This is a genomic window from Parabacteroides johnsonii DSM 18315 (assembly GCF_025151045.1).
GTDB lineage: Bacteria > Bacteroidota > Bacteroidia > Bacteroidales > Tannerellaceae > Parabacteroides > Parabacteroides johnsonii.
In genome coordinates, this window is the sequence record NZ_CP102285.1 from 3,575,581 (window position 1) to 3,597,527 (window position 21,947).

A 21,947-nucleotide genomic window follows, 5' to 3' on the forward strand; every position below is an offset into this window, starting at 1 on the left:
ATTAGACTATTTAGAAAGTTGCATTTACTCCAAAAACGAATGATGTCAATGGGCGATGGTCCGTATAAGCATTACAGTTTTCCGGATCCAGTCCTACATAATCACTTTTTGTCCAAGTATATGGATTTTCAACCATAAAATACATCCTAAACTTTTCGCTATAGAACTTCTTGGAGATTTCTTTCGGCAATGTATAGCCCACGTTAATGTTCTTCAAACGAATGAAAGAGAGATCTCTATAAGCATAATCACTCGATGTCAACAACTCCTGTGGATTGGTTATGACAGGTTTAGGACACGTATTCGACGGATTATCAGGCGTCCAAAAATCTACATTCAAATGATTATAACGAGTAGAACCAGCTTCATCTGTTAAAACACCTAGCACCTGACCATATTTCTGACGTGTATAGAAATAAACATTCAAATCAAAGTTCTTATAATACAATCCGGTAGATAAACCTGCTGTCCACTTCGGTATTTTATTGAATGTGTGCAAATCACCTTCATCATATACACCGTTATTGTTTACATCTTCTATTTTAGGATTTCCCGGTTCACGCCCATATCGTGCAGCCTCTTCCTCTTCTCCCTTTTGCCAAACGCCGATATATTTATACAAGCGCTCAATATACAGCGGCTCTCCAATAAACCATTTGTTACCTGGGCTATCCTCTTTTCCGTTAAACAATTCGACTATTTCATTCTTATTATAACCAAACGTCAAGTCCACTGTCCATTTGAAATCTTTCGTTATCACTGGAACTGTATTCAATGCAATTTCCACACCTGAATTACGAGTTTTACCTACATTCTGCCAAGTAAATTCATATCCGGTTGTAATCGGTAAATTACGTTTCATCAACAAATCATCTGTATTACGGACATATCCATCAATAGAACCATTGATACGGTTATTCAAGAAGCCGAAATCAACACCAACATTATATTCTTCTGTCCGCTCCCACCCTAATTGATTATTAGCCAATTCAGTAGGGAGATATCCCATAGCCGATTGTTCGGTTGTACCAAAATAATAGACATATTTACCTAAAGCTCCTTGCGTTGCATATTCCGATATAGCTGTATTTCCTGAATTACCCCAACTTAAACGGAGTTTCAAATTTGAAAGCCAATCAACATCTCTCAAAAATGATTCATCATTCATGCGCCAAGCTAATGCCACAGATGGGAAAAAGTCCCATTTATTACCTTTAGCCAAACGGGAAGAGCCATCATAACGCCCCGTCAATGTCAATAAATACCGATCCTTAAACGAATAATTGATTCTTCCCATGAATGACAACAATGCCCATTTTCGTACGGAAGATAGACGAGTAAAGACATCCGGAGCTTCATTCACATTAAACGAAGAACCAAAATAAGGCATACCTTGACCTGTCAATCCGACCAATTCCGATTTATCAGTCTGCATATCATGTACAAGCGAAGCATCCAAACTATGCTCATTCCATGTTTTTTTGTAATTCAACATATTTGTGAATGTAATCTGCTGTTCATTCGTTTTCTTATACTCAGCAGACGGATCCGCCAACTGCCGAGCCTGTGAAGTCGCACTTCTGTAAATTCCATTTTCAATTGCGGATAAACCATAGGTCAAACTGGTACGGAATTTCAGCCCCGTAACAATTTCCCAATCAGCAAACAGGTTCAATAAAATACGAGTTCTCTTCTCCTTATTGTCTACATTACTTTTATCAGTATCGAACAAAGGATTCGAATGCAATACCGTCTGATACCAACCACTATTATAGAAGCGTAAATCACCATTTTCATCATACACCTCCGTTAGAGGATCCAGTACAGTACCATATTTCCAAACACTATTATCTCCATTATTACGGGTTGTCAGTGCCAATAAAGAAGAATAACCGACTTTCAAGTTCTTTGCTAATTCCATATCTCCATTAATACGGGCAGAGAAACGTTCATATCCCATATTATCAATAATACTTTGGTCTTTATTATAACCTAACACTAACATATTACGGTTACGACCATTCGACTGGTTGATACTGACATTATGATCCGTTTTATAGCCCGTACCGCTAAACATCAAATCTTGCCAATCTACAAATTGTCCGGAGTTCAAGGCTTTTAATTGAATATCATCAAATATTTCCTTATCTGTCTTTCCATAATTAGCCATTCTTTTCCAGTCTGCATATTTTTCACCGCTCATCATATCATAATTTTTGAATGACTTGGACACACCGACATATCCGTCATAACTAACAGACAGTTTAGCTTCCTTACGGGCACGTTTTGTCGTAATGATAACAACACCATTTGCTCCTCGAGAACCATAAATAGCGGTGGATGAAGCATCTTTCAAAACATCAATCGACTCGATTTCTGCCGGATTGATCTCATCGATCTTTCCTCCGAACGGAGCATCATCCACCACTATCAATGGATCATTGCCCGCATTGATCGAATTATATCCACGGATCACAATGGTAGAAGATGCTCCGGGAGAGTTTCCCATCGTAATATCCGCACCTGCAATTTTACCTTGCAATGCTTGCATAGGATCTTTCATCACAGCCTGATTCTGAATCGATGAAGATGAAATCTGTGAAACAGATCCTGTCAGGTCACGTTTTTTGACAGAACCATAGCCAACCACAACCACTTCATCCAAAGCTTGTGTATCTTCCTTCAATTGGATGTTCAATGTTGTCTTACCTTTACTAACCGCAACATCCTTGTCCAAATATCCGATGTACGTTATACTTAATTTGGAACCTTCGGATATCGACAAAGAGAAATTCCCATCCATATCCGTAATCGTACCATTAGACGTTCCCTTTTCAACAACATTCGCACCGGCAACAGGTTCGCCATTTTCATCTTTCACAATACCTTTCACGATGATCTGCTTTTGCTGAGTGATAGATGGTTCCGCTGCTTCTTTCTTGGAAATTACAATCATCTTGCCTTGGACGGAATAAGACAATCCATTATCCAATATGGCAGATAGCACTTCTTCCAAGGATGCATCTTTAAAATCTCGCGTAATCTGCTTCCGTTCATTTACCTCGTCTTTCTTGTAAATGATGGAATACTGTAGTTCTTTCTCTACTTCCGCTAATACTGTTTTTAAAGGAACATTTTTAAATTGCCGGGTGATCCGCTGTGCATTCATGGAGGTGGCTCCAGAAAGCATCAAGGCAAGGATTAACGCCCTTCCTACATGTTTTCTATACATAAACCAATAAATTAAAGAATTAGATTTAATAATATATTAACAATTGCGCTATTGTTTTCGAATATAAATATCCCGGCCCCGCCGCTCATAACGGATCGGTATAATCTCGGATAAAGCTTGAAAGACATCTCCGACAGTCTCTTCATTGCGAAGTGATACACGGAAAGCAATATCTTTTTCCAAGTCGTCCCCCAAATGAATCTGAACGTCATATTTACGGGATAGGCGGACTGCTAGCTCATTGAGAGTGATTTTATCATATTCAACTCTACCTTCTGTCCAGGATTTATATTGAGATGCCTGCACCCTCTGACGGGAAAAACTTCCGTTTTGTTTGTCAAGACTAAGCAATTCTCCCGGTGCAACCGGAATATGTCTTCCTTTATATAAAATATCGATAGAGCCTTCCAATAATGTCGTTTTGGCAGAAATATCTTCGGGGTAAGAAGATACATTAAACTTTGTTCCTTTGACCAATACACTATACTGGTCCGTTTTAACCACAAAAGGAGTTCCATCCGACTGTTTGGTCACTTCAAAATAAGCTTCGCCGGTTAAAAAGACTTCCCTGTTTTTAGAATTGAAATTACCGGCATACTGTAAAGAAGAACCGGCATTCAACCATACAATCGTTCCATCCGCCAATATCAGCTTACTTTTTTCTCCATAGGCCGTTTCTAAAGCAAACCGGTTATCGGCAGTTTCCGTATTCCGATAAAGATAGAAACCATATGTTCCACTCAATAATAAAACACATGCAATTGCAGCAACAGCGATAAACCGCTGCAATTGCATGTATTTAGTACTAAACACCCCATTCAGCGATTGACGCACCTGCATCCGGCGCTGCAACTGTTTCCATTCATTCGAAACTTCAGGAATCAATTTATAAGAAAGCATCCATTCTTCCTCCCATTGGCGAAACATTCTCTTATTGGAAGGTGCATCATTCACAAACCGGAAAAGAATTTCTTCTTCGGAGGGAGTAATGCGTCCTTCAAAATAACGTATTGCCAACTGGTGATTATCGATCTCCTGCTCTTTCATAACTTTTGCTTTCTATATGATGTAACAACCCAAATGAATTTTACCCAACCCCCTCCCTGAAAAAAATTTTCCAAAACAAAAGAAACAGGACTTCGTTCATTCGGAAAGCAGCCAAGCCAGTATCGCGATATAGACATCCAACGGATATTTATCTTTAAAATGTGCGGAAAAGCGTGCTAAGGCTTTGGCTATATGTTTCTCTACCGCAGTAGTCGATATTTGGAGAGCATCTGCAATCTCCCGGTTTTTCATTTTCTTAAAACGGCTCATTTCAAATACTTCACGGCAACGGGAGGGCAAATCATTCATAACAAGACGGATCTGTTGTTGCAGTTCCTTATACAGAAGCGTATATTCCGGACTCAGGTTAAAGTCCCAATAATAAAGTTCTTCCTGCCCAGCCACCCTATCCAAATGTTCCAGGTTATGCTGCTCGACCAGTTGTAGATGTTTCAAATAATTCAGACAGGCATTTCTCACCATTGCGAAAAGAAGAGATGAAATGGAAACAGCTTCTATCAGATCACGTTTTTCCCAAAACCTCAAAAAGCTCTCCTGTATGATATCCCTGACTGCCTCCTCATCTGTCACAAAACGAGCAGCATATCCCCGCAACCGAGGATAATAGCTATTGAACAGAAATTCGAATGCTTCGCCGTTTCCGTTCTTTATCTCCCGAAGGAGAGTCTTCTCGTCTGTGAAGTTCTTCATAATGATTATCTATTATGTTTCATCTCCTTATTCTTGCAATTATAAAACCCCTCTATATAGATATTCAAGTCTTTGTCTATTTCAACAACAGCAAAACTATTATTTTCGGGAAGACTTCCTTCTATCATTCCTTTCATCGTAAAATAGTGGATTCCATGCCGGAAACTATAGTTACCCGCGTGATGATGTCCTTGGATAACGGCTACGACCTTGCCGCTTTGCTCAAGTATCGAAACGATCTCCTCAGCATTGCCGATACAAAGTTCCTTACTAATACCCGAAAAAGTATCCAACAGTTCATGGATAAAGATCACGACAGGCAAATCGTCTTTCTTCAGTTCCTGCTGCAACCATTCTCTTTGGCCAGCGGGGATAAACGCCTTGGTCCAATCGAAATTACCGGAATCATAATCGGAACCATCCTCGTTGCAGTTACCATCGAGTACGATAAACTTAATCTGGTTCCGTACGAAGGAATAATAAGGTTTTCCTTTCGCATTCCCATAATTGGCCGTATGCGCGAGGAATTCAGGTTTTGAAATGCTATCCATATCATGATTGCCCAACACATGATAGACAGGGCCGTCGAATGTCTGGAACTTTGCTTCTATCTCATCTAAAAACGACAAAGTCTGCCCTCTTTCAGGAGTATCACCCATATCCTTCAAATCTCCAAGTTCAATCATGAAATCTAATTTCCGCCTATTAAAAACGTCTATTGCTTCCGATAATTTTGTGATAGATTGTTCATAATAGCGGGTTCCGTGTACATTCCGATGAGCAAAATGTATATCCGTTACCAAGCCGAAACGCAGTCTCTTTTCATTTTCCCGCGCCAACAAACCCGGACAGGATAAAAGTAATGCCCCCGCACATGATCTCTTAAAAAATAATCGTCTATTCATGGTTTATCAGATTGATTAGGGCAAATGTAAACAATATTCCCGGAGAATTGGATAAAACTGTTTACCTTTGCCTTATCAAATACGAATCTGTCATATGAAACTAAAAGTAATTATTCTGCTTATCAGTCTGTTGTCCGGCTCTATCGAAGCCCAGACAATTCATTACAATGCTTTCTCACACAACGATTATGAACGTCCCCGTCCGCTATTCGATGCCCTTTCATTCCAATTCAATTGTGTGGAAGCGGATTTATGGCTAATCGACGGCGAGCTGTATGTGTCCCACGATTCGGTCGCCCCCAACCCGGATATCACATTCGAGAAACTGTATCTCTTGCCATTAGTCGAACGGATCAAAAAGAACGGGGGCAAAGTATATCCGGGCAGCGACCGCCCGTTTTACCTGATGGTTGATTGCAAGACAGACGGCGAAGCGATGTACCCCGTCTTGAAAAAGAAACTGGAGCCATACGAATCTCTTTTCTGTCATGAAAAGGACGGGAAACTGCAAGAAAGTGCCGTGTTGTTCTATCTGTCAGGGAGAAGTCCCCGTAAGGCTATTGCTGCTGAAACCAACCGATTTATCTTTCTGGACGGTACGATAGAAGATTTAGGGAAAGGTATTCCGGCCGCCCAAATGCCTGTCATTAGCGATAATTATTCCAAATACATCGGCTGGAAAGGCCAGGGAGAGATACCCGCCGAAAAGCTCGAAAAGATGCGCGAATATATCCGGCAAACCCATGCGGAAGGCAAACTATTCCGCTGGTGGGGTGCACCGGACACACCACTATTCAAAAAGTTCTTTATCAAAGAAAAAGTGGATCTGATCGGGGCCGACAACCTGAAAGCGTTGAGCTTGATTTTACAGAATCCCTAAAAAATCTTTTTTCATCCCGAATAATTCTTTTTTAAATGTCTACTAATTTTGTAATCGGCGTCAGTGATTATATAATCAGTAGTTGTGATTATATAATCGCCAGCACTGATTTTATAATCACTGCCACTGATTACAGAATTAATAGGCACTCCGATGTTTTCTTATACTATGTAGATAAGTAAACCAAGACTACTTATAAGACGAAATATTGAATAACTTCTTCATCTCGCCCGTTTTCACCTTAGCCGTAAACAGATCTTGCAAATCCTTAGCGGATAAGGAGTAAGACGGTGCGAAAGCAGGGGATTCCATGTATTCCAAAATGCTACGATAGAACTGCCGAGCTTCCGGGCAGTCCTGTACGGCTTTCAGATCGGACATACAAACTAAGAGTTTGCCGTTCCCTATCTTGAATTCGAACAACAAGCCCAATTTATGGTTGCGTTCGACATTGTCGATTACCTGCACGATCGGCCGGTAATCGTCGGACAGACGGTCTAAGACCATAGGGTAGCTCTGCTTGATGATCGGGAACCATTGCCAGTTGGTGTGGAACTCGGTCGGGAAATCAGCCAATGCAGGGTGGCTGGGATCAGTCAAGATTCCCAATGTACCGGGAGAAACAGGACGGTCTAAGTTTTCGCAGATAGTCCGGAACATACGGTAATTCCAATAATCCGTCTGGAAAAGTCCGCCTACCGTTTGCTCCTTGTGTTTATCTTTCGAAGGGAACCAAAGGACTTTGCCGCCTTCCGCCAGGTATTTCAGACGGGCATCCAGATCATCCGTCACACAAATGTTTTCAGACGGTGCAACCTCTTTATCTGCCGGATAAATCCAAAGGGAATAATCATTTCGGTAAGGAGTGCCGTCTATCGACAAGGCGAGCGTGACTTTTTCAGCCTTCCGGACAGAAGCGATAGTCGATTTCAATGTGCCTACCTTTGCCAGCTCTCCTTGTTTGACCTGTAAAGGTAAAACACCCTTGTCCAAGACCTGTTGTTTGCTGTCGGTCAATGTCCAGGACAGTTGTTTGCCATGCAAATCGCTTTCGGAATAATTGGCTATCTCTACCTCTCCGGTGAGCGCCTCATCATTCGTCCAACAAAACTTCTCCGTGCAGAACAAAGGAACCACTTCCGAACAGAAATGCCGCCATTCTTCCGGCGTGATCAACCCTTTACTCTCCATAAAAGCATCCAAGATTCCGACATAAGCCGAGCCTTGTCCCGGATAATCCTGCAAATCGAGCAACTGGAAACCGCCCCATTCCGGTGTACGCAGGTTCATCTCGATATCCGCCCGGTACAACAGAGCCGACCATTTACCGGAAGCCATCATAAAGTCATGCGCTTGGTCGGCCATACCGGCCTCTTCCAAGCGTTTCTTGAAGATTTCGAAATTGCGGGGCTTCAATACACCCGTATATTTCTTTATCTCTTCATAATTCGGATATACCTGGAACTGCCCCGTCTCGTGGCTGATAATCGGAACATCGCACAAAGCATTGGCAGAGGAGAAATCCATCTCCGAATTCGGATACGTATGGTTCAGATACCCACCGTCATAAGCGTCGGCAAATGAGAAAGAGGCACGGGCATGGGTGTTGAACTGCTTGTCGTCTTCACGCCCGACACGGCAAGTCGTGAAATAATCTTCATCCGCCTGCTTTCCTTTAAAGCCTAAATAATTATTCGAACCGGAAGCATAGATATGGCGGTTATCCTCCTTTTTGAAGGTCTGGATCAGCATGGCAAGTCCTTCTTCGCCGGACATCTCGTTTCCTAATCCGAACATCACGAAAGAGGCATGATTGCTATAAGCCCGATGCAGGTTCCGCCCTTCTTTCAACAGATAATCGCATAATTCGGTATCATCGATATCGATATTACCCCAAACAGGAAGTTCCGGTTGCAGGTAAATGCCTTCGATGTCGGCAGCCTCAAAACAGGCTTCGGGAGGACACCAGGAGTGGAAACGATAATGGTTGATGCCGTACTGTTTCGCTACCTGGAAATAGTGCCGCCAGGTCTCCACATCCATTGCGGTATGGGCAATCAGAGGGAAGACGCAGGCGTCATGTTTTCCGCGCAGGAACGTAACCTTGCCATTCATGGTGAACTGACGTCCTTTTGTCTTGAAATCACGCAAACCGAAAGTTGCCTGCTCCGTATCGACCGATTGATCTGTTTTTAGTGAGACAGAGAGACGGTATAGAGCCGGTGTAAATTCGCTCCAAAGCAAAGCCTTATCCCCCAGCGCAAGTTCGAACTCCTGTTCCGGTTTCGTCCAGTCCACTTCAATTGTCTGTACGGGTGTCTTATGCTGTTTATCCGTATTCCAGGCTTCGGCATAAAAGGACAATGTGCCTTTTCCCGCCCCTTTGTCCGGGTTACGAAGGGTTACTCTGGCTGTCACGGCTTTTTTCGCGACATCCGGATAAAGCTGGACGTCATCGATCCCGCAAAGAGGTGCGCTTTCCAGATAAAAATCACCGATAATTCCATTCCAGTTTGTCTGTGTGGAAGCAGAATAAGCATGTGAAGAGCCGTAGACCTTTTCCGGCACGGCCTGCTTGCCGTTATCGACTAAAATAGCAACGGTATGGGTTCCGGGAGACAGATAAGAGGACAGGTCATATTGTTGAGCCGTAGAGATATCGTTATTCGCCCCGACCTCTTTTCCGTCGATCCAGATCGTCGTGGGCTTCGTGCGCTCCATCACCAGGCGGACGGATGTTCCGTCCCATTCTTCCGGTATATCGACCTGTTTCGTGTACAGCGCTTTTCCTTCAAACACATATTCCCTGGAAAGGGATGTAGTCAGTGTCATATCCGTATTGTAAGTTCCTTTTTTTCCCATATCGGTAGTACCGGGCAGGAAAAGAGAATCCGTACAGGGCTTTGCGGGCCAATCAGGAGTAATCCCCGTACCGGCAGTATCCAGTTGTAATCCCCAATTACCCTTGAGGGAAATGCGACTCCGGGTATCGAAAGGCAGTTGTCGGGTACAAGCGGAACAAAATCCGGCGGTTAACAACAAGGCAACAAGTTTAATCGAATTTTTCATCTTCTTCAGGTTTATATTTACATGCTTCAGCTGTTTTCGTTTCACCCGGTTTACAAACAATATCGAGATAACTGAACGGATTACCCAGTTCATCGTTCGTATGCTTGGCATCCATCCCGCTAATCATGGCGACATTACCCGGAAACATGGCTCTCCAAATCAATTCTTTCCCGGACTTGTTCACGAAGGTGCTACTTCCGGCAGATTGATGCAAGATAGATATTTTTCCTGAGAATACAGGAATATTTTCTATCGAAACCCAATGGGTAGCATCCGTAAAGCGCGGAAGAGTGGTAATACGGTTTGCCGTGACATCGGCATCTACACCGGCAAGTCCACACACAATTCCCTCAATCACACCGCTGGCTACTTCGGGATAATCCCGGCGTTCATTCGCATAAAGCTCCTTTAGATAAGGATAGCCCATATCCTGCCTGCCGTATTTATAAAAGATCTTCGGATAGTAAGACATGCTTTCCACGTTTGTCTCCTTCTCCGACAGGATCGTCAATAAACGATTGATACGTTCCGGTTTGTCTACGATACCAAACCAAAGAGGAAAAACATTGCATCCGCCTTCTTTCAGGTTTTCATTCTCCAACTTATAGGCATAATAGTTTTGAGTCTCTTCATTCCACCAACCGGCATTATATAGGCGTGCATACTCTTCCGCCTTCGACTCATAGTGGCGGGCGGCCTCTTCATTTCCTCCCAGCCGTTGAATCTGTGCATACGATTTCAATCCCCGGTAGATCGTAGCGATCAAATCGCCGGTTACCGTCAATCCCCGAACCGATTCCTCATAAGAAGGGAGCCCACGGAAGGATTTGAACTTCGGATCGACACGTGTATCGTCTTCGTGCATCACTCCCGGACGTTCCATGATCTTATCCGCCTGCAACTGCCATCTGTCGATATATTCATTGGCCGATAAACGGAAGAACTCTTCAAAACGGGGATCATTGATGTAGACTTCATTGCCTGTCCAGAGGTACAAACGGTAACAAGCGTTCATCACATCGAAGTTCGCATTCAGGTTATACCAGAAATCCTGATCCGAGACATAATCAGCCGGAGCCGGCAGGTTATTCCTGTCTATCTCCCAATAGGTGCAATAGTCCTTCGACTCGGAAATATTCTCGACAAACTTACCTATCATATTCGCATTTTGCCTGCCATGCCCGTTCAGCTCCTCGCCTATACATTGATGAGAGACATCCCGCATGCAGAAAGCCTGGCGATTCGGCAAAGCCGCTTCATACCAAGGTCCGACCGGATCGGAATCCTCCCCGACATACTGATTCGAATTACTTACGGCCCAATCGAATATATTCACCAGAGCAGTATCGTCGGATGCCACACAAAATGAGGTACGTGCTGCATCCGCTATATCAGGATACTTCACCTGCCCAGGCTGGCCGCAAGCACAACTTAAAACAAGGATAAGAGATAAATATGATAATTTCATTTCTATACGATCATTATGTTATTACAAAAAAAGCGCATCAGAATATCCTCGGATAGTCCTGACGCGCTTTCTCCTTATAATTCAGAACCGGTTATTATTTCCAACCTTCGTTCTGGGTGATACGACCTGGGTTCAAGTCGATCTCTGCTTGCGGAATCGGCCACCAGAAATCTCTTGCCGTATAGGCATCTCTCTCCGCTGGAATCAAAACGGTATGTTTAGGCGTCCCGCTCGAAAAGTCGCGATATTCGATACCTTCGATCGGCTTGTTCATCACATCCAACAAAATGTTCCAGCGACGGATATCGGCAAAACGAAGCCCTTCCTGTGCTAGTTCCACACGTCTTTCGTTGCGGATCAGATCCCGGAGGCTGCCGTTATACTGTTCGGCAACCATTTTGTCGATATCGTTCGTATTGCCGGCACGGTCACGAATCACTTTAATCAGAGACTTGGCTTCGTCCGTACTTCCTCCGGTTTCCACCAACGCTTCCGCCCTCAACAGATAAGCTTCCGCATAACGGAAAATTATAAACGAGTTGTAAGTTGTCCATGTCTCTTCTTCCTGGAAGTATTTTTTCCAAGACAGGCCGGTAGGCGTCTTGTTCCATTCTCCACCGCCACCTTCTGCCAAAACATCACCTACGCTGACTTCCTTGTCTTGCAAAGCCCCGTAATCCTTGTTGGGATCAAAATAAGTTTTGCCATCCTTTTCAATCACATTGTTCGGAATCGTATTAAAATACTTGCCGCGCATTTCCATACCCGGAGCGTAGATAGTCTGATAAAAACGGGGATCTTTATTCAGATACGGCATAGTTTCATTTCTCTCGCCCACATATTCAAAAGCATCAGCCAATGCTTTCACCGGAGTCGTCACGCAATAACCACCAATAGACTGGTTATACCAGTTTCCCCAACTATTCGTCGCATCCAATGAATAGCGTCTTACCAGAATCACTTCATCGAGATCTTCACAACCGGTTACAAACAACTTGTCAAAATCGGCCAGCTGCGGAGCGGATGCAACCAATTGGGCCGTTTCATCCAACGTAATCTGGAAATAAGACTTATCATTCAGATACCCGGCGGCATAGGCGGCAGCACGTGCACGAAGCAAGCGGGCAGCCGGTTTTCCGATCTTCGATTTATTGCTTGGCTTGTCCGGTAATCCGGCAATTGCCTTGTCCAGGTCATCCAGGATAAAATCGAACACTTCTTTCGGGTCCTGTACTTGCTTAACGTTTTCACTTTCCGCTACTGTAGCCGGATTCTCGGTATAAAACATGATATGTCCGAAGATAGAAACCAAATCCAGATAAAAATAGGCACGCAATGTACGAGCTTCACCCAAAACCTGGTTCCGGTTAGCATCGCTTTCCCCGCCCGGCCACTGGTACTTATCGATATTGTTGATTACGTTATTCGCACGCTGGACGGAAATATATCCTTTATCCCATTTGTCGGCCGGGAAAGAAGAGGCCGTACTTCCGATGCCTCGTCCCAAGTCATATCCCCTATTCCAACTATGCGTAACCAAACCATTATCCGTCACGCCATCCATCCATAAATCATAACTTTCGACATTCAGTCTCTCATACAAGGCGGTCAACGCCTTCTCATAATCTTCTGCCGATTTGAAATAACCGTCCGCCGTAATAATACCTTCCGGCTCCAGATCAATATTACTGTTACAACCGCCTGCCATACAAAGAGTCAGAGCGAATGCCCCATACAGCAACGATTTCTTATATATTTTCATAATGCTCTATTTATTAGTTTAGATTAAAAGATAATGTTTACACCGAAGTTCACAATTTTCAACGGAGGGAAGTCATTAATTCTATCGCTCTTTCCTTCCGGGTCCAGACCTTGATACAAGCTACTGAATGTAAGCAAGTTCGAGCCAGAAACATACAATCTCAGCTTCGTGATTCTCAGCTTGTCCGTGATACCCTTCGAGAAGGTATAACCCAACTGGGCGTTCTTCAGACGAAGATAGTTTGTCTTTTTCAGGAAGAACGAATTATAGGTAGATGCATTACGGTTGTTAGCCGCCTCCAAACGGGGCATTTCGGCATTTCCATTCTGGTTCTCTTCCGTCCATCTGTCGCGGAAATGTACACCGGTGAAGGCTTCATAACTCGGTCCTTCGATCCATTCCCCGTACATCATTCGGTTTGCACCGCTTGATCCCTGGAACAACAAGCTCAGATCGAAACCTTTATATTCGCCGCTGATATTCCATCCATATGTGAACTTAGGAATATTGGAGGCAAAAATCTGACGGTCGTCCGGGTCGATTGTTCCATCGTTATTCGTATCGACCAATTTCACATCGCCAGCATGAAGATCAGACATACCACGCGGGTCCGATTTATATTTGGCACGGTATTCTTCCAATTCCTGTTCGTTCGCGATCAAACCATCTGCCTGGTAGATGTAGAAAGCGTTCAAAGGCGAACCGATCGTCTGGATATTATAACCACTGATATTCTTATCGTCACCACCGCGATCGATCCATTCGTTCTTGTTATAAGCCAGGTTGAAAGAGGTGTTGAATGTAAACTCTCCGAATGTTTTACGGAAACCGACCATAGCTTCTACACCTGAGTTACGAACCACTCCGGCATTTTGTTCAGGAGCATCCAGACCAATGAAATGAGGGATACCCAGTGCTAACAAAATATCTTTCGTATCTTTTGAATACCAGTCCAATTCACCATAGATCGTGTTATTCAGGAAACCAAAGTCCAAACCGATATTAGTCTGTTCCACTGTTTCCCAAGTCACATCCGGATTCGCCATCTTTTTCTGGTAAACCGCAGAAACAAGGCTACCGTTCATGACCACATTCGAGGTGTTATACTGAGGCAGATACATGAAGGCATCAATACGTTCGTTACCGGTCTGTCCCCAGGATGCTCTCAGTTTCAGATTATCCACAAATCCCAGATTCTTCATAAACCCTTCTTCCGAAATACGCCATGCGGCAGAGAAAGACGGGAAAACACCCCACTTATGCCCTTTTGCAAAACGGGAAGAACCGTCGGTTCGGATATTCGCTTCAAATAAATACTTATCCTTGAAACCGTAGTTTACACGTCCGAAGAAAGAATTGATACCCCATTTTGTCGGATATCCTTCCGCAAACTGGCTACCGGCCGAACCTAAAGAGACATCCGGTAAAGCGTCAGAGATCAAATCTTTACGCTGAGCCATCGAATAGTAGTTGCGGTAAGAGATTTGTTCCATACCGTAAAGCAATGCCAAATCATGGTCGTCACCGAAACGTTTTTTGTAATTGGCCAAAAAACGTAGTGTCATCTGATAACTATTATTACGTTCGTCTTTCACACTGTTTGGATTATTACGCTGTGTAACCAGTTCCCCGGCTTCATTGTAATATTTATAATTCTTATAATGGATCTTTCTTCTGTCCCATGAACCGTTCAAAGAGGCCATACCCGTAAACACCAAATCCTTGATTGGTTCGAAATCAGCTTTTACCTGTCCATAAACCACATCCATATTATAACGGTCTTCCCCTACGACATCCAAATCCATAAGGGAGATAGCATTTCTGTTCTGCTTATCCAAACGGTAATCGCCGTTTTCATATCTGACCGGTGATGTGGGTTGCATACTCCATACATCCGACTGTACACTACCTAATGCTTCCGGCCACAGGCGGTCAATATGTCGATATGTCACATCACTGCTAACTTTCAGCATCTTTCCAATATTCAAATCTGTATTCACACGATAGCTATAACGCTGATATTCCGTATTTTCCACCAATCCAGGCTGATCCAGATAGTCAAATGAGACCAAATAGCGTCCGACTTCGCTACCACCTGTCAAGTTCAATGTATGCTGTGTGATATAAGTAGGTTTATACACCTCATTCGCCCAATTGATATAAGAATGATTATACGGATCATCGCCTCTTTCCGTTGCCAGAATATCATCTTCCGAATATTTGATCGAACCGCCGGAATTGACTAATGCTTCATTAACCATCGTCATATATTCGCGTGCGGAAACCTGTTCGGCTCTTACCGCCCGGTCTTGGAAACCGATCGTACCATCGTACGATAATTTCACTTTACCTTCCTTACCACGTTTGGTCGTTACCAGAATTACACCGTGAGCAGCACGTGAGCCATAGATAGAAGCAGATGCAGCATCTTTTAAAACGGAGATATTCTCGATTTCGGAAGAAGGAATCTGACTTAAAGACATTTCGATACCGTCCACCAATACCAGCGGTTTCGCATTGCCAGTCGTTCCGACACCACGCAAGTAGATTTCAGGATCGTCACTACCCGGAGCACCGCCACGGTCGACTACCGTAATACCGGGGCTCAACCCTTGCAAAGCTTTTGTGGCATTTACCACTGTCATTTTATTGATTTCATCACCCTCCAGCTTTGTAACGGCACCGGTAGTCGTCACTTTACGCTGCACACCGTAACCGACAACAACAACCTCGCTCAATGCTTGGGTATCTTCAACCAACTGGATAGCCAATGTCGACTGGTTACCAACCTTTACTTCTTGCGTATTATAACCGATATAGGATACCTGTACGACCGCACCCGGAGCGACTTCCAGTGTAAACTTACCATCGATATCGGTGATAATACCGTTTGTAGTTCCTTTTTCAATCACATTGGCGCCAATAATCGGTTCGCCCAGGTCATCCGTAACGACACCCGTAATCGTTTTCTTTTGCTGGGCAACGACCGGAGCGGATGTTTCTTTTGCTTTGTAACTCGACAAGACAATATAAGAGCCCTTCTGGGAATAATTCAATCCCAACTGGGTAGAGAGATTATCCAAAACTTCCTTAATGGACTTACCGACCATATTAACGGATATCCTTTTATTTACATTTACACCGGCATCATAAATGAAAAGGTAATCCGTCTGCTTTTCAATAGTATTCAAATAATCTTTCACTGAAAGATTATCACCCTGCAGGGTGATCTTTTGCGATATCGCATTCTCTGCATGCAAGCAGAAAATGGCTGCAAATAATAACATATAGGTTATTCTCATAATCCTAAATAAATGTTTATGTCGTGATTTTAATAAGAGACAAAACCCCGACAAAGGTATTTTATTCATAACTTTGTGATATTTAAAGATTAATACTTGTGTTAGACATGTGTTAGTTATAAGGCGGTGAATCTCGCACATTCATCGCCTTTTTACATCGTTTTTCGTGTTTTATTTCATTCCATAGGCATTTCTCGTTTTTAATTTAAGGTTACACATTTACTTTATATAGATAATCGTATTATCATCACTGCGGGAAAAAGTAAAACGCGTACTGCGTTGCAACACCTGCAAAATGAAATCCACCCCGTCCGAAACACGGCACTTACCACTACATTTATAGTCATGCAGACTTTTGTTTTGGATTACGATACGGATATCATACGTCTTCTCAAAGCGTTTCATCAAATCGGCAAAACGGATCTCCTCAAAGCAGATCAACCCCTCTTTCCAGCGATAGTCATCCAGGTTACGGATTGATTCCACCATCATTTTGCCTCCCGTCCATTCCGCTTTCTGCATCGGAGCAAGCCGGATGGAAGGACCAGGCTTCATCTTATTTATCAGTTCGATGGAACCTTCCAACAGGGCGGCTGAAAATTCACAATCCGACTCCGACTCATTCACCCGGACATTAAATTCCGTCCCTAAAACTTTTATATCGCATTTCTTCGTCTGTACGACAAACGGATGTTCCACATCTTTAGAGACATCAAAATAGGCTTCACCTTTCAACGACACACGGCGGGTATCCTCGCTAAAAGAGGCCGGATAAGTCATTTCACTACAAGCGTTCAACCAGACATTCGTCCCGTCGGACAGGGTGAGGTTCGCCCGCTGGCCCGGAGGAACGACTATCTTGTTCATCGCCAATACAGGAGCCGGTTTTGCCACGTTATTATATATGTACAGGGTAGACACTACCAATACGGAAATTGCAACGGCGATCTTCAGCGATTCTCTGATAACAAAGGGCAGACTGAAACGGTGACCGGATTGCACCATACTGCTATTTTTCGTCTTATGCAACAACAGCACATCAAAATATTTCCGCTCCCTTATCAGCTCTTCCCGATTCTTATCAGAAGCATCCACCCAGTCACAAACAGCCTCTTCCTCTTCAAAAGAGGCTGTTCCTGCAAAAAATCGATGTAATACATTTCTGTCCATATACTATATAAGCACCTCTCGAAAGTAACCCCCTAAAATTTTATCCGAATATTTTCACCTTCCTTTATTTTCCGGTTACAGATCGTTTTTCCGTCTGCGATAACGGCAACTTGCAGTTTATCACCGAGGCGCTTCACTTCGATATCGAATACTTGACCGAACGCACAAATCTTACGCAGGTTCATATGATCCCACTCCTGCGGCAGACGGGGAGTAAAGACAAACGAATTCAGGCCGGTCGGACGAATACCAAACATCCCTTCCGTAATGATACGGCAATACAAACCGCTTTCGGCAGACAGATGGCGCTGGTTACCTTCCGGCCATGCCTCGATTGCATAAGGGACATGTTCACCCAGCAGACGCTGGGAAGAATAGAATTTTAAATAATCGGTAGCTTTCTCTGTCTCACCGCAAGCATACACGCCACGCAACGCATACAAGGTGGAGCGGTCCCAGAATGTTTCACTTCCGGCCTGCGTCAGCAAACCGTTCTCCGTCCACAGGCGCGGAGAGAACAACGCCTGGATGGTCGCATCTTTCCGGTCCTGTATCCCGACCGTGAGCGGAATGCAGATCCAGGAACGCAGGACATCATTTCCTTCATAATATTTATAGGTATCAAATCCTTCGACAGTCCCACCGAAATAGCGGTCGATATTTTTCTTCAGGGCTATAGCCTGGCGAGTATAGGCAGCTACCGGCTTACCTAAATCTCTCCCTAAATAACCGGCTGAGATCAAGGCATCATAATATAAGGAAGAAGTGCAAAGGTTTGCTTTTCCAGCAGGGAAACGGTTTTCCAGTTCATCCGCATCGGAAGCCACAACACCACTCTCATTCAGATTGCGCCGGCAATATTCCAAGCACCATTCGATCAATGGCCACAACTTTTCGGCTTCAGCCTTATCTCCTTTGGACAAAGCATAGCGGGAAGCACCATAAGCAACCATCGCCGCATCGCCACGGTCACCGGCCCCCGCCCAGATGTCGATACCCTCCGCTATGATTGAACTAGGGATCGGCTTGTATTCCGGATTCATGAAACGGGCAAAATGTTCATACGAGCACAATGCGGAACGGTTTCCGACTTCATATCCCAAGTAAGGAAAGAAAGGATTGATATATTCCGCCTGGTCGTTCGCCCAGATTGCAGCATAGTAGGATTCGCCGCCGGGACCATGCATCAGGCCGCCTTTCGTGTCGTAAATACTTTCCGCTCCACGGATTTTTGCAAAAGCGAACATGGTGTTGATGACAGGATCGGGCGTATCCAGAACCAAGTTATCCCAGAAGCCGGCAATCAAATCCTGCCGGGCCTGTAACTCCCGGTCAATATCGAACGAAAGCTCACTTTCATTCTTTTTATATCCGGCAAAAATCGCACTGAATGTCAGTTCCTCGCCCGGTTGCAACTGACGAGTTGCCTGTCCGTTGATAGTCGAAACCAACTTATAGCTACCATCCACCCCTTTCGCGACATCTGTCTCGACAACCGAACGGGAAGAAGGGATTTCTATCGATATCGTGGATTCACCTGTATTCCGTAAAATATATTTTTCACAAAAAGCCGGATTCGAGACGGAAGGGAACAAGACACGCGTCAGACCAAGTTTTCCTTTACGAGGAAGCACGTATTCGCTCTGCACGACCATCGTGCCGTTCAACGTGACCTCTTTTACCTTCTCGTTCAGTAAAGACTGTCCGTTTACCTCGACCATATCCGTCACATCCCAAGCAAAACGACGCATCAAGCTGGCATGCGTATTATTCGGAATCGTGCGGAGCATCGGCCATACCATACTTCTGTTCAGCATAAAGGAACCATTCGCATCCACTCCGTAGCGAAGCACGGTCGAGACTTTCAACCCGCTCATTTCGATATGGTCCTCATGTGGGACGCGCTCGTCTATCTGCCAAGTAATACCACCGGCAGGATTAATAACCCAGCGATCGGCTGCCGAAACGGAAAGGCAGCTAATCCATAAAAGAGATAAAAGGCAATAAATCTGTTTTCTCATGTTACTTAATTATAATGTGTTTTTCAAGTTTCTTTTCATAATAAGCACCTCAAAAAAGATATCCCCTAAAAAAATATCATTCTTTCTGAAACACTTTCATTTCACATTCACATGAACAAAACAATCGTCATATAGTCCTTCAACTTCACTTTCAATATCTTCAATGCTTTTGATATGTGAAACTCCACACTCTTGACGGAAAGAGAGAAATGGGCAGCAATTTCCGGGTATGTCTTATTTTCATAGCGGCTCATGATAAAGATCCGACGGGTCTTGTCAGGCATCATCGCCAATGCTTCATCAACGAGCCGTCCGGCCTCCGAACTGAAGATTTCTTGAGGATCGCAGGCTTCAAGAGTAGCGATCCTCAGGCTGTTCACCCGTTGCTGGTGTTCCTGGATGCGTTGTTCCACATCTTCACGGACACGAAGATGACGAAGGTAATTCAGACATTTATGTTTGATCACTTCCAGGATATAGGCAGGAATATTCGAATTGGAAGAAAGAGAATAGCGGTTTTCCCAATAATACATGATCCCCTCGACAGCAATATCTTCCGCTGCCGCTTCATCTTGCAGGTACGTATTGGCGAAACGCACAAACAATCCATGATATTCGGCAAACAACTTATTAAAAGCTTTTATCTCCGAGGCTGTTTCCATAATGTCGCTTTTCGCCGATAAAGATAGTACAAATTTTCAATAATGCAGATTACAAGAAACAGAGTTTCCTGCGTATTCTAATTCCAGAAGGTGCCGGAAACTCTGTTTTCACCCGCTTATTTTACTTTTTCGAACCAAGGCAGGCGTTCCAGAGGAGCCGTCACTTCGATCGTTTTCGGTCCCTTGAACTTTTTGCCGGTATCGTCTATCCATACGCCTTTAGGCAACATCACTCTGCGTGTGTGCTCTTTGGTCAGTACCGGAGCAATCAGATATTTATCGCCCAACATGAACTGATCCTTGCAATCAACGAATCCCTGGTGCGGGAACACATATTCCATATGCCGGATGATCGGCTCACCGGTCTTTGCAGCATGATGCGCCTGCTCCAGAATGTATGTTCCCATCTTCTCGTGCAGATGAGCATAATCACGGCAAATCGCCAGATGCTTTTCATCGAGGATCCGCCACGGAGCCACCGAGAATTGCATCATCGGCATCAAGGCGTGTACCTGGCAGGAACGCACAATCAGCTCCTGGTCGAGCTTTGTCTGGTCCACTCCCAGGAAAGAACCGAACTGACCTCCGCCGATCATATCCGGGCAAGCATAAGCATATCCCAGCAGACCGGCAGCAATCATGTCTGGAATCAGCAGGCCAACCGCATTCCAAGAGTAATCCTTATCACCCAGACGCTGAACCAAGGCCTCACCCCCCATCTTCCATCCGGCACGATACTCGTTGAACGGGAAATCCAACCCGATTTCCGCCCAATACCGGCACATATCCACCGAAGTAGCCGACTGATCGTAAAACTCCAGTCCCGGATCGTTATAATGGCCAATATCACCGGCGTCGAACTTGAAACCATCCGCCCCGTATTTCTCTTGCATGCTGCGCAATTGTTGTTTCAGATGTTCAGCAGCAGCCGGATTACTCAAGTCATAGCAGGCACTATAGCCATTCCACCACGGGATGATGGCCGCTTCATTTGTTCCCTTCTTCTTGATCAGGTATTCTTTCTGCTGAAGCTCACGAAACTCCGGGCTATCCGGGCTGACGAACGGGCAAATCCAGAACATGATCTTAAATCCCTGCTCGTGCAGACGATCGATCATTCCTTTCGGATCAGGAAAGCGTTCAGGTTTAAAGTCGAAATTGCCATAATATTTCTGCCAGTTATCATCCACCATGAACACACCGACTGGAAAATCATTCTCCAATACATGATCCGCATATTTCAGGATATCCTGCTGATTCTGGTTATACATCAGTTCGATCCAAGTATTATACTGCGGCATGGAAAAGAACAACGGGTCCGGCAAATCACCGGAAGGCGGGAAATGTTTGGCTGAAGCAGCCATATAGGCATCTTTTAACGTACGGCCCGCCAATACCGGTTCCATCTTCTCATAATCGGAATACAAACGCAGCTCTCCATTCTCGACTTGAAAAGAAAACGGCTTGTCACTCCAGATATACCGTCCCTCCGAAGAAAGCAGAAGCGGCACGTTCTGATTGTTCAGATTCTCAGCAGAAAGGTCGAACAAACGCAGGTCACCTTCAAAAGGCATCCTCGCTCCCAGACCGACTGCACCGCCCCACCATTTCTCTCCTTCGAGAGACGTTATTTTCGATTCGTACTTACTCGCGGCAAAGCAGGGCAATACCAAGAGAGCCAAGAAAAGGAGAGAGATTGTTCTATGTGTCATGATATA

13 protein-coding genes are annotated in these 21,947 nt (G+C 44.4%); 1 reads left to right on the forward strand and 12 read right to left on the reverse strand.

The annotated features are described in order from the left end of the window. Positions 1–10: 10 nt before the first annotated feature. The 4 genes from NQ564_RS14875 to NQ564_RS14890 all read right to left on the reverse strand — a co-directional run bounded on the left by NQ564_RS14875 (position 11) and on the right by NQ564_RS14890 (position 5,895). The gene (locus NQ564_RS14875) at positions 11–3,232 is read right to left on the reverse strand and encodes a TonB-dependent receptor (RefSeq protein ID WP_008146500.1); all 3,222 of its coding nucleotides are present in this window, start codon (positions 3,230–3,232) and stop codon (positions 11–13) included. Between the two features lie 48 nt (positions 3,233–3,280). Further along, positions 3,281–4,279, reverse strand: a complete 999-nt coding sequence (locus NQ564_RS14880; protein ID WP_008146501.1) for a FecR family protein — start codon at positions 4,277–4,279, stop codon at positions 3,281–3,283. Positions 4,280–4,375: 96 nt separating this feature from the next. After that, positions 4,376–4,990: an RNA polymerase sigma-70 factor gene (locus NQ564_RS14885; RefSeq protein WP_008146502.1), complete on the reverse strand. Its 615-nt coding sequence runs from the start codon at positions 4,988–4,990 to the stop codon at positions 4,376–4,378. Positions 4,991–4,995: 5 nt separating this feature from the next. Next, entirely contained in the window at positions 4,996–5,895 is a 900-nt protein-coding gene (locus NQ564_RS14890) for a metallophosphoesterase (RefSeq protein ID WP_008146503.1), read from the reverse strand. A gap of 94 nt (positions 5,896–5,989) precedes the next feature. Between NQ564_RS14890 and NQ564_RS14895 the strand changes: the two genes are divergently transcribed. Next, positions 5,990–6,775 carry a phosphatidylinositol-specific phospholipase C/glycerophosphodiester phosphodiesterase family protein gene (locus NQ564_RS14895; protein WP_008146504.1) on the forward strand — a complete coding sequence of 262 codons (786 nt, stop codon included), beginning with the start codon at positions 5,990–5,992 and terminating at the stop codon, positions 6,773–6,775. 189 nt (positions 6,776–6,964) lie between these two features. Here NQ564_RS14895 and NQ564_RS14900 read toward each other — a convergent pair whose 3' ends face one another. The 8 genes from NQ564_RS14900 to NQ564_RS14935 all read right to left on the reverse strand — a co-directional run bounded on the left by NQ564_RS14900 (position 6,965) and on the right by NQ564_RS14935 (position 21,941). Continuing rightward, positions 6,965–9,844: a sugar-binding domain-containing protein gene (locus NQ564_RS14900; RefSeq protein ID WP_008146505.1), complete on the reverse strand. Its 2,880-nt coding sequence runs from the start codon at positions 9,842–9,844 to the stop codon at positions 6,965–6,967. Continuing rightward, entirely contained in the window at positions 9,828–11,312 is a 1,485-nt protein-coding gene (locus NQ564_RS14905) for a trehalase family glycosidase (RefSeq protein WP_008146506.1), read from the reverse strand. The genes NQ564_RS14900 and NQ564_RS14905 overlap by 17 nt, the downstream gene beginning before the upstream one ends. Before the next feature lie 94 nt (positions 11,313–11,406). Further along, positions 11,407–13,074, reverse strand: coding sequence for a RagB/SusD family nutrient uptake outer membrane protein (locus tag NQ564_RS14910; protein WP_008146507.1), 1,668 nt, complete (start codon positions 13,072–13,074; stop codon positions 11,407–11,409). A gap of 23 nt (positions 13,075–13,097) precedes the next feature. Continuing rightward, entirely contained in the window at positions 13,098–16,376 is a 3,279-nt protein-coding gene (locus tag NQ564_RS14915; protein WP_227963166.1) for a TonB-dependent receptor, read from the reverse strand. A gap of 219 nt (positions 16,377–16,595) precedes the next feature. Next, positions 16,596–17,546 (reverse strand): FecR family protein, encoded by a 951-nt coding sequence (locus tag NQ564_RS14920; RefSeq protein ID WP_008146509.1) that lies wholly within the window; start codon positions 17,544–17,546, stop codon positions 16,596–16,598. A gap of 32 nt (positions 17,547–17,578) precedes the next feature. Next, the gene (locus tag NQ564_RS14925; RefSeq protein ID WP_008146510.1) at positions 17,579–19,567 is read right to left on the reverse strand and encodes a glucosidase family protein; all 1,989 of its coding nucleotides are present in this window, start codon (positions 19,565–19,567) and stop codon (positions 17,579–17,581) included. A gap of 107 nt (positions 19,568–19,674) precedes the next feature. Then, positions 19,675–20,229, reverse strand: coding sequence for an RNA polymerase sigma-70 factor (locus NQ564_RS14930; protein WP_008146511.1), 555 nt, complete (start codon positions 20,227–20,229; stop codon positions 19,675–19,677). Between the two features lie 116 nt (positions 20,230–20,345). Further along, on the reverse strand, positions 20,346–21,941 hold the full coding sequence (locus tag NQ564_RS14935) for a glycoside hydrolase family 31 protein (protein ID WP_008146512.1): 1,596 nt from the start codon (positions 21,939–21,941) through the stop codon (positions 20,346–20,348). Between the last annotated feature and the right edge of the window lie 6 nt (positions 21,942–21,947).